Below are 8,475 nucleotides of genomic sequence, written 5' to 3'. Positions count from 1 at the left end.
TACTGCAGGGGGGACCCTGTGGGAGAGTAGGACGCCGCCGAACAATTTTTCCGGGAAAGCCCCGCACCGTATGGTGCGGGGCTTTTCTGCGTTCACCTCCTTTTCTTCTCTCCCCACCCTATGAGGGTGTTGTCAGTCGACTGTCGTAGGCCAGGATGACCGCCTGTACACGGTCCCGGGAGCTCGTTTTGCGAGAATGCGGGTGACGTGCGTCTTCATGGTGGATTCGGCGAGGTGGAAGCGGGCGGCGATTGAGGCGATGACCTCGTCGACGCGGTTGTGCGGGATGCCGTACATGTGCGCCAGCGCGAGGAGGTGGTTGTGGGCGGGCCGGCCATCGCCGCGGACTTGCCGGCGGCGCCGTTGAGGCCGAGGAAGCCGGTGACCGTACCCGGGTGGACGGTGCAGTCGAGGTCTTGGACGACGGTTCGGCCGCCGTACCGCTTGGTGAGTCCGTATGCCTTGATCATGCGCTCGATGCTGCGGAGTGCTCCCACGGGGTGGGTGGCGGCTTTAGTTGGTTGAGCTGGGTGCGGGTGGGAGCGAAGATCGGGGGATGGACTATGTGATGCGTACCGTACGGGCCGAGGAATGGCCGCTGGCCAGACGGTTGCGGCTGGAGGCCTTGAAGGACCCTGCGGCTCCCGTGGCGTTCCTGGAATCGTACGAGGATGCGGTGGCGCGGCCGGATGCCTTCTGGCAGGACCGTACGGCAGCGGCCGCCGAGGGCAGGACCGTGCGGCAGTTCGTTGCGGAGTCGCCCGAGGGGGAGTGGGTGGGCACGGTCACCGTGCTGATCGAGCGCCCGGGGCAGGACGTGCGCTTCGGCGAGGCAGCGGCGGTGGATCAGGGGCACCTGGTCGGTGTCTTCGTCCGGCCGGAGGCACGCGGGTCCGGGGTGACGGACGGGTTGTTCCGGGAGGCCGTCGACTGGGCCTGGTCGCTGTCCGCGCCTCGGTTGGAGCGGATTCGCCTGTACGTGCACGAGGACAACCCGCGGGCCGCCGCGTTCTACCGCCGCTTCGGGTTCGTACCGTCAGGGCAGCGGACGCCGACGCCGGGCGACCAGGGCGCGTGGGAGCTGGAGTACATGATCGAGCGGGGGCAGCGATAGGCGGGCGCCCTCGCAGCGCGCTTCAGACGGGGCCCGGGGCCGGGGTGTGCAGGTGTTGCTGCCAGCGGGCCCGCCCCTGCTCCTGGGAGCGGAGCAGCACGACGGCGGGCAGACCCAGGTCCTGGCCCTTCGCCAGCAGCTCGGGCAGCTGGGGGAGCGGGGCCACGGCGGCCACGTCGTCCAGGACGAGCGTCATTGGTGGGTCGAGCCGACCGTCAGATGACCGTGCGGCCATGCGGCGGCCGTGCTCGACCACGTGCGAGGCGAGCGCGGTGAGGAGGGGCATCGCGCCGGGCCGGGTGCGGGGATCCTCGATGGGTTCACCGACCAGATAGAGCGTTCCCCCCTCGTGGCCAAAAGATTCCAGCGCGGCCGCATCCGATCGGTTCGCCGTGCAGGCCTCGCGGATGTGCACGGAGGAGAGGGCCGAGAAGGCCCGTACGTTCAACTCCTCGGCGACCTGGCGTCGTTCCGGGTAGGCCGTGAGTGCGGACTCCAGGAGCCCGGCGAGTCCGGAGGCGGCCTTGGGGTGCGTACGGAGGAGGCGTACGGGTTCGTGGGCGGCGGCCCCGGAGGCCCAGCGGGCGACCTGGCGGAACGGGCGGCCGTCCACCGCCGCGGCGTGCAGCCAGCACTGGAGGAGGGTCTGCGCGGTGTCGGCCACCGCCGCGTCGATCCTGGCGTGCGGGCGGACCGGAGCGAGGAGGGCGGCGGCGCGTACGGCGGCCACGTCGGGGTGCTCGCAGCCCGTTGTGGGCGGCCAGTGGAGGCGGGCCGGGGTGTCGCAGAGGTGGCCGGGGTCGTAGACGAGGACCGGGCCGAGCTTGGCGCGGGCGTCCTTCGTCTCGGCCCAGACCGTGGGGTCCGAGGTGACAACCAGGGCGGGGCCCTCGGCGTCCTGGATGGCCTGGATGGTGGTGGGGCGCCGGGCGGGTGCGGGGGCGTAGAGGAGGAGGGGGGTGCGGGGGGAGGGGAGGGAGAGGGGGGCGGAGACTGGGACGGGGGCTGTCTCCGCCGGGTGGGGCGCCGGTGTGGGAGGTGTCGCGGGCGCTGCGGATGTTGCGAGTGTCGTGGGCGCCGCGGGTGCTCCGGATGTTCCGGATGTTCCGGATGTTCCGGATGTTCCGGGTGTTGCTGGTGCTTCGGGTGTTCCGGGTGTTGCTGGTGCTTCGGGTGTTCCGGGTGTTGCTGGTGCTTCGGGGGGTGCGTGCGGGGATGTCGGCGCGGATGTGTGGCGTGGTTCCTGGGGGGTCTCTGTCGGTGGCATCGGGTGGGGGTCGTGCGTTGCGTGGGCTCCGTGCGTCTCGTGCGTTTCACGGGGGCCGTGCGTCTCGTGGGGGCCGTGGGGCGTCCCGTACAGGCGTTCCGTGCGGCGCTGTTCCCGTACGATCCGCCAGCGGGCCAGGACGCCGAGGACGAACACCGTCAGGACCAGCAGCACCATCAGCTCGCCGATGAACAGGCCCCAGAACAGGCCGTAGCCGGACAGCTGGGATGCGGGCGTCTGCGGCCAGGCGCCGGGGAGGTCCTGCGGGGCGGTGACCAGTTCGCGTAGGGCGAGAGGGGTCTGGGTGAACGTGACGCCGTCCGGCCAGGACCCGTGCGCGAAGAGTCCGGCCAGGCCGGTGGCGGTCCAGGCGAGCAGGGTCGCCGCGAAGAGGAAGCCGAGCAGCCCGACCAGCAGGCCGTCGGGGATGCCGCCGCTGGGGGATTCCTCGTACCGGGGGCGGTGCCGGCGGCCCTGCTCCGGCGCGGGGCCGTGCGCCGCCTGGCGGGCCGGGTGAGGCGACCGTCGTGCCATGTCAGGCCACCGTCGACCGGGACGACTGGTTCATCCGCTGCTGGTTCTCGATGCGGGCCGCCCGCTGCTCCGCCTCCAGCTCCGCGGCGCGGATGTCCTCGGGGAGCAGGTCGTCGTCCGACGAGCCCTCGGTCATGGCACGGTCGGTGAAGACGAGGGGGCGTTCGGCTTCGGTAATCAGGTGTTTGACGACCTGTACGTTGCCGTTGACGTCCCAGACCGCGATGCCGGGGGTGAGGGTCGGGATGATCTCGACCGCCCACCGGGGCAGGCCGATGACCCGGCCGGTCGCTCGGGCTTCGTCCGACTTCTGGGCGTAGATCGTGCGGGTGGAGGCCATCTTGAGGATGGCCGCCGCCTCCTTCGCCGCGGCTCCGTCCACCACGTCGCTGAGATGGTGGACGACGGCGACGAAGGAGAGGCCGAGCCGGCGTCCGAACTTCAGCAGGCGCTGGAAGAGCTGGGCGACGAAGGGGGAGTTGATGATGTGCCACGCCTCCTCGACCAGGAAGATGCGCTTCTTGCGGTCGGGCCTGATCCAGGTGTGTTCCAGCCAGACGCCGACGATCGCCATCAGGATCGGCATGGCGATCGAGTTGCGGTCGATGTGCGAGAGGTCGAAGACGATCAGGGGCGCGTCCAGGTCGATACCGACGGTCGTGGGGCCGTCGAACATGCCACGCAGGTCGCCGTCGACGAGCCGGTCCAGGACGAGGGCGACGTCCAGGCCCCAGGCCCGTACATCGTCTATGTCGACGTTCATCGCCTCGGCCGACTCGGGCTTGGGGTGGCGGAGCTGCTCGACGATGTCCATCAGGACCGGCTGGCGTTCGGTGTTGGTCGCGGTCACGTAGGCGTGGGCGACCTTCAGCGCGAAGCCGGAACGCTCGTCGAGCCCGTGGCCCATGGCGACTTCGATGATCGTACGGAGGAGGGCGAGCTGGCCGGTGGTGGTGATGGAGGGGTCGAGGGGGTTGAGGCGGATACCGCCGTTGAGCGCGGCGGTGGGGTCCAGGCGGATGGGGGTTATGCCCAGCTCCTGGGCGATGAGGTTCCACTCGCCGACACCGTCCTCACCCTGGGCGTCCAGGACGACGACCTGGCGGTCGCGGAAGCGGAGCTGGCGCAGGACGTAGGTCTTCTCCAGCGCCGACTTGCCGTTGCCGGATTCGCCGAGGACGAGCCAGTGGGGGGCGGGGAGCTGCTGCCCGTACAGCTGGAAGGGATCGTAGATGTAGCCCTTGCCGGAGTAGACCTCGCGGCCGATGATCACGCCGGAGTCGCCGAGGCCGGGGGCGGCGGTGGGGAGGTAGACGGCCTGGGCCTGGCCCGTGGACGTACGGACGGGGAGGCGGGTCGTCTCCACCTTGCCGAAGAGGAAGGAGGTGAAGGCATCCGACAATGCGGACAGGGGGTCTCGCATGGTGTGGGTGCCCTCTCTTGTCGCGGGGTGGGGTGGTTCTTCGGGTGGGGTGGTTCTACGGGTGGGGTGGTTCTGCGGGCTGAGGTGGTTGATCAGGGTGGGGTGGTTCTTCGGGCTGGGGTGGTTGATCGGGCTGGGGTGGTTCTTCGGCTCTTCGGCTCGGATTCGGGGGGGTGCGGCCGGTGTCAGCGGCGGATGCCGGTGGCGAACGGGAGCGTGTTCACGAAGGCGCGGTGGTGTTCGCGGTCGCACCACTCCAGCTTGAGGTAGGACTTGCCGGCCGAGGCGCGGATCGTCCGCTTGTCGCGGGCGAGGGCCTCGGGCGAACGCGACGACACCGTGATGTACCCCACCAGGTTCACCCCCGCCGCGCCGCTGGCGAGATCTTCACCCCGCTGGTCGAGCCGGCCGTGGGCGGCGATGTCGCGGGGGTCGACGGTCCGGTTCATCTTGGCCTGGCGGCTGGCTTCGGCGTCGTCGTTGGTCTTCTCGGTCAGCATGCGTTCGATGGCGACCTCGGTGGGTTCCAGGTCCATGCAGACGGCGACCGTACGGATCACGTCCGGCGTGTGGACGAGGAGCGGGGCGAGGAAGTTGACGCCGACGGGGGTCATCGGCCACTCCTTCACCCAGGCCGTGGCGTGGCACCAGGGGGCGCGCGTGGTGGACTCGCGGGTCTTGGCCTGGAGGAACGTCGCCTCGACGGCGTCCAGTTCGGCGGGCCAGGCGTTGCGCTTGGTCATGGCCTGGATGTGGTCGATGGGGTGGTCGGGGTCGTACATGGAGTGCACGAGGGAGGCCAGGCGGCTCTGGCCGAGCGGCTGGCGGACCCGGATGTCTGCCTCGGCGAGGCGGGCGCAGATGTCGGTGAGCTCGCGGGCCATGACGACGGCGAGGCCGGCGTCGCGGTCGAGCTTGCGGCCGCCGTGGGGGCGGGCGGCGCGGGCCATGGCGTTGGCCTCGGCGGCCAGTTCACGGCTGTAGTGCATGCAGGCGACGAGGTAGGCGCGGTGCTGCTCGCTGGAGGTGGACACCATGGACTGGAGCTGGTCGTAGGAGTCCTGGAGCCAGCCGGGGGACGCCTTGTCGCCGCGCTGGGCGACGTCCTTGGCGTGGGCGTCGGGGTCGGCGGGGAGGGTGCGGGCGAGCATCTGGAGGCGGGTGACGAAGCCGTCGCCGTTGGCCACGTGCTTGAGGAGGGTGCCGAACCGGTCGACCAGGGCTTCCTGGTCCTCGCTGTCGCGGAGGCCGACGCCGGGGCCCTCGATCTCGATGGCGGCGGTGACGGTGCGCCGGTCGGCGTGGAGGAGTACGGCGATCTCGTCGGGGCCGAAGGGGGCGGCGAGCCAGCTGATCCGGCCGATGCCGGGGGGCGGGCCGATCTCGACCTCGCGGCCGTCGGCGCTGACGCCCGCCTCCATGGCGCCGGAGCGGTAGGCGGTACCGCGGCGCAGGGAGCGCTTGAAGCTGCGGTTGATCTCGAACCACTTGTAGAACGTCCGGTGCTTGTACGGGACGTACACGACGGCGAGGGCCAGCAGGGGGAAGCCCACGAGGCAGACGATGCGCAGGGAGAGGACGGGGACGAGGAGTCCGCTCATCATGCCGAGGAACGCGCCGACGATGATCAGGGCGATCTCGCCGGACTCGCGGTTCTTGCCGACGATCGCGTTCGGCCGGGCGCGGCCGATGAGATACGTACGGCGGGGCGTCATCGTGTGGGACTGAGTCGTCAACGCCCTCCACCTCCTGTGTTCGAGTTACCTGTGGTGCCTGTGGTGCCGAAGCCGCCGCCTCGGGAGGAGCGGCTGCCGTGGGGGGTGCCGGAGGTGGGGCCGGAGCCGCCGCTGCGGGGCGAGGGTGCGGCGGAGGGGACAGATCCGCCGCCGACCCCGCCCCCGCCTCCGCCGGAGGAGCGGGAGCTGTGCGCGGCGACACCGCCGCTGGCCGGGTTGGAGGGGCGGGCACCGCCGCCCCCTCCGCTGTTCTGGTCGTTGCGGCCGCTGTGGGTCTTGATGCCCTGGGAGACGAGGGCGGCCGGGGAGCTGATGAGGGCGGCGGCCTGGGCGCCGTCGGTGGCCTGCTTGCGGTTGGTGCGGGCGCCCTGGATCTCGTCGCCGAAGCCGGGGACGAAGCGGTAGATCATGGCGGACGCGAAGATGGCCAGCAGGATGATGGCGAGGCCGGAGACGACGGCGGAGAAGGCGTCGGGGCCGTCGCCCGCGGAGAGCGCTCCGGCGAGACCGAGGACGATGACGATGACCGGTTTGACCATGATCACCGCGATCATGATGCCGGCCCAGCGGCGGACGTGGCCCCACATGTTCTTGTCGACGAGGCCGGCGTAGACGACGATGCCGAGGAGTGCGCCGACGTAGAGCAGGGCGGCCCGGATGACGAGCTCCAGCCACAGGACGCCGGCCGCGACGATCGAGACGAGCGAGACGACGATCAGCATGATCGGCCCGCCGCCGATATCGGTGCCCTTCTTGAGGGCTTCGGCGAACGATCCGAAGAAGACGTCGGTCTGGCCGCCGGTGGAAGAGGCGATGACGTCGGTGACCCCGTCGGTGGCCGAGACGATGGTGTAAAGGATCAGCGGCGTGAAGGCGGAGGCGAGGACGGTGAGCCAGAGGAAGCCGACGGCCTCGGAGATCGCGGTGGTGAGGGGGACGCCGCGGATGGCGCGCTTGGCCACGGCGAGGAGCCACAGGACGAGGGTGAGGATGGTGGAGGCCGCAAAGATGACGGCGTACTGCTGGAGGAAGGTGGGGTTGGTGAAGTCGACGTTCGCGGTGGACTCGACGGCCTCGCTGAGCTTCCCGACGATCCAGGCCGCGGCGTCGGCGCAGCCTTGGGCTAGGGAGGTGAGGGGGTCGGTGGGGTTTTCGATGTCGGTCGGGGCGCGTGAGCCTCTGTGGGCGTTCTCACCGTCCTCGCAGTAGTCCCGGGCGAGTCCGACGATGAGGTCGCAGGGGTTGTCGCTCTCGCTGGGGGACGGTGTCGGAGTCGGGGTCGGCGTGGGAGCTGCGGCGGCGCGCGGCGCCGCCGTCATCAGCGCGGCTGGTACGAGGCCTGCGACGGCCAGCGAGGAGAGGCGGAACCGGCGGCTATCGGGCATAGGTGAAGCCTCCGTACACATCGACCGCTGCGGCCATTTCGTCGGCCGTGGAGGCACGGTTGTCACCGTTGACCGGTGTCGGCCCCTCTGCCTGGCTCGACGACGAGATCTTCCAGTCGTCGCCGACCCACCTGAGTTCCTGCGAGATGGTGAACCAGGTCTCGGTGACCGGCTTGGTGGAGCCTTGCCCGGCGAGCCCGACAAGTCCGGTGCACCAGACTTCCACCGTGGCGGCGTCGGTCTCCATCTTGACGACCTTCGTGCCGACCGGGACGGTCCGTGAGACGAACGTCAGCCCGGTGGGCGTGCTGCCGTCGTCGTTGAGACCGACGTTCTTGTAGAACGCCGGTGAATAGGCGGTGTCCAGGTCGTCCTGGAGCTTCTGGGCCACCGCTGGGTCGTGTGTCGCCTGGATGATGCTCTGGCGGGATTCCGCGACGAACATCTCCGCAGACCCCAGCGCCACCGCGTAGTTCGCCGCCGCGCTCTGCGCTCCCTGCTCGTCATGGGCGAAGCCGGATGCGATCGTGCCGTTCTTGCCCTGGACCGGCTTGGTGCCGGTCGGGGCGGTGGGTGCCGAGCCCGCGGCCCCTGGGTTCTTCGTGGTCGGGGAGGCGGTGTCGTCGTTGCCGCCGCCCCGGTTGGCGAAGGCGATCGCGGCGATGAGCAGGACCACGACGCCGGTGATCGTGATGAGGGAGCGGGAGTTCCGTACGGGCCTGCGGGCGTGCGGGTGGTCCGCGTCGCCGTCCGGGAGGCGGGTACGGGTCTGGCGGGTGCCGCCGAGGGTGCTGTACGGGTCGTCCCCGCGCCCGCCCTGGTCCATGCCGCGGAAATCGTGCTCGTCGCCGGGACTCATGCCGCGTTCGCTCCCTCGTTCGTGTGCGGTTCCGCGCATGACGACGGTAGCTGTGCTGGTTGCCGCGTGAGCGCGGTGGAGTGACTCGACATCAGGGAGACGCAACCTCAGCCGGTGGGCACGACGGACGGGTGGTGGGAGGCGGGCGGGGACGGCC

At 70.5% G+C, this 8,475-nt stretch carries 6 protein-coding genes and 2 pseudogenes; 1 reads left to right on the top strand and 7 read right to left on the bottom strand.

The features are described 5' to 3' along the window. Positions 1-118: 118 nt before the first annotated feature. Positions 119-252, bottom strand: a pseudogene (locus tag ACIQAK_RS26400) (LuxR C-terminal-related transcriptional regulator); the annotation flags it as partial. A gap of 6 nt (positions 253-258) precedes the next feature. Beyond that, positions 259-470: pseudogene (locus ACIQAK_RS26395) on the bottom strand (ABC transporter ATP-binding protein); the annotation flags it as partial. A gap of 86 nt (positions 471-556) precedes the next feature. Here ACIQAK_RS26395 and ACIQAK_RS26390 point away from each other — a divergent pair. Beyond that, positions 557-1,114 carry a GNAT family N-acetyltransferase gene (locus ACIQAK_RS26390; protein WP_366391458.1) on the top strand — a complete coding sequence of 186 codons (558 nt, stop codon included), beginning with the start codon at positions 557-559 and terminating at the stop codon, positions 1,112-1,114. A 22-nt stretch (positions 1,115-1,136) separates the two neighbouring features. Here ACIQAK_RS26390 and ACIQAK_RS26385 read toward each other — a convergent pair whose 3' ends face one another. From ACIQAK_RS26385 to ACIQAK_RS26365, 5 genes are all read right to left on the bottom strand, one after another. Next, positions 1,137-2,915, bottom strand: coding sequence for a type VI secretion protein (locus ACIQAK_RS26385; protein WP_366391459.1), 1,779 nt, complete (start codon positions 2,913-2,915; stop codon positions 1,137-1,139). A 1-nt stretch (position 2,916) separates the two neighbouring features. Further along, positions 2,917-4,338: an ATP-binding protein gene (locus ACIQAK_RS26380; RefSeq protein WP_366391460.1), complete on the bottom strand. Its 1,422-nt coding sequence runs from the start codon at positions 4,336-4,338 to the stop codon at positions 2,917-2,919. A gap of 185 nt (positions 4,339-4,523) precedes the next feature. Then, the gene (locus tag ACIQAK_RS26375) at positions 4,524-6,074 is read right to left on the bottom strand and encodes an SCO6880 family protein (RefSeq protein ID WP_366391461.1); all 1,551 of its coding nucleotides are present in this window, start codon (positions 6,072-6,074) and stop codon (positions 4,524-4,526) included. Beyond that, a complete protein-coding gene (locus tag ACIQAK_RS26370; protein WP_366391462.1) occupies positions 6,071-7,459 on the bottom strand; it encodes a hypothetical protein in 1,389 nt (462 codons plus the stop codon). The genes ACIQAK_RS26375 and ACIQAK_RS26370 overlap by 4 nt, the downstream gene beginning before the upstream one ends. Continuing rightward, the gene (locus tag ACIQAK_RS26365; RefSeq protein ID WP_366391463.1) at positions 7,449-8,318 is read right to left on the bottom strand and encodes a hypothetical protein; all 870 of its coding nucleotides are present in this window, start codon (positions 8,316-8,318) and stop codon (positions 7,449-7,451) included. Before ACIQAK_RS26365 ends, ACIQAK_RS26370 begins: the two co-directional genes overlap by 11 nt. Between the last annotated feature and the right edge of the window lie 157 nt (positions 8,319-8,475).

This window comes from Streptomyces sp. NPDC088706, assembly GCF_044752765.1.
Lineage (GTDB): Bacteria > Actinomycetota > Actinomycetes > Streptomycetales > Streptomycetaceae > Streptomyces.
The sequence above is the reverse complement of the archived record's forward strand: the minus strand, read 5'-3'. Positions and strand labels throughout refer to the sequence as shown.

Bases quoted from the DNA above. Each gene is read 5' to 3' on its own strand.
- ACIQAK_RS26385 (WP_366391459.1), bottom strand. From the start codon at position 2,915: ATGGCACGACGGTCGCCTCACCCGGCCCGCCAGGCGGCGCACGGCCCC.
- ACIQAK_RS26390 (WP_366391458.1), top strand. From the start codon at position 557: ATGGACTATGTGATGCGTACCGTACGGGCCGAGGAATGGCCGCTGGCC.
- ACIQAK_RS26370 (WP_366391462.1), bottom strand. From the start codon at position 7,459: ATGCCCGATAGCCGCCGGTTCCGCCTCTCCTCGCTGGCCGTCGCAGGC.
- ACIQAK_RS26380 (WP_366391460.1), bottom strand. From the start codon at position 4,338: ATGCGAGACCCCCTGTCCGCATTGTCGGATGCCTTCACCTCCTTCCTC.
- ACIQAK_RS26365 (WP_366391463.1), bottom strand. From the start codon at position 8,318: ATGAGTCCCGGCGACGAGCACGATTTCCGCGGCATGGACCAGGGCGGG.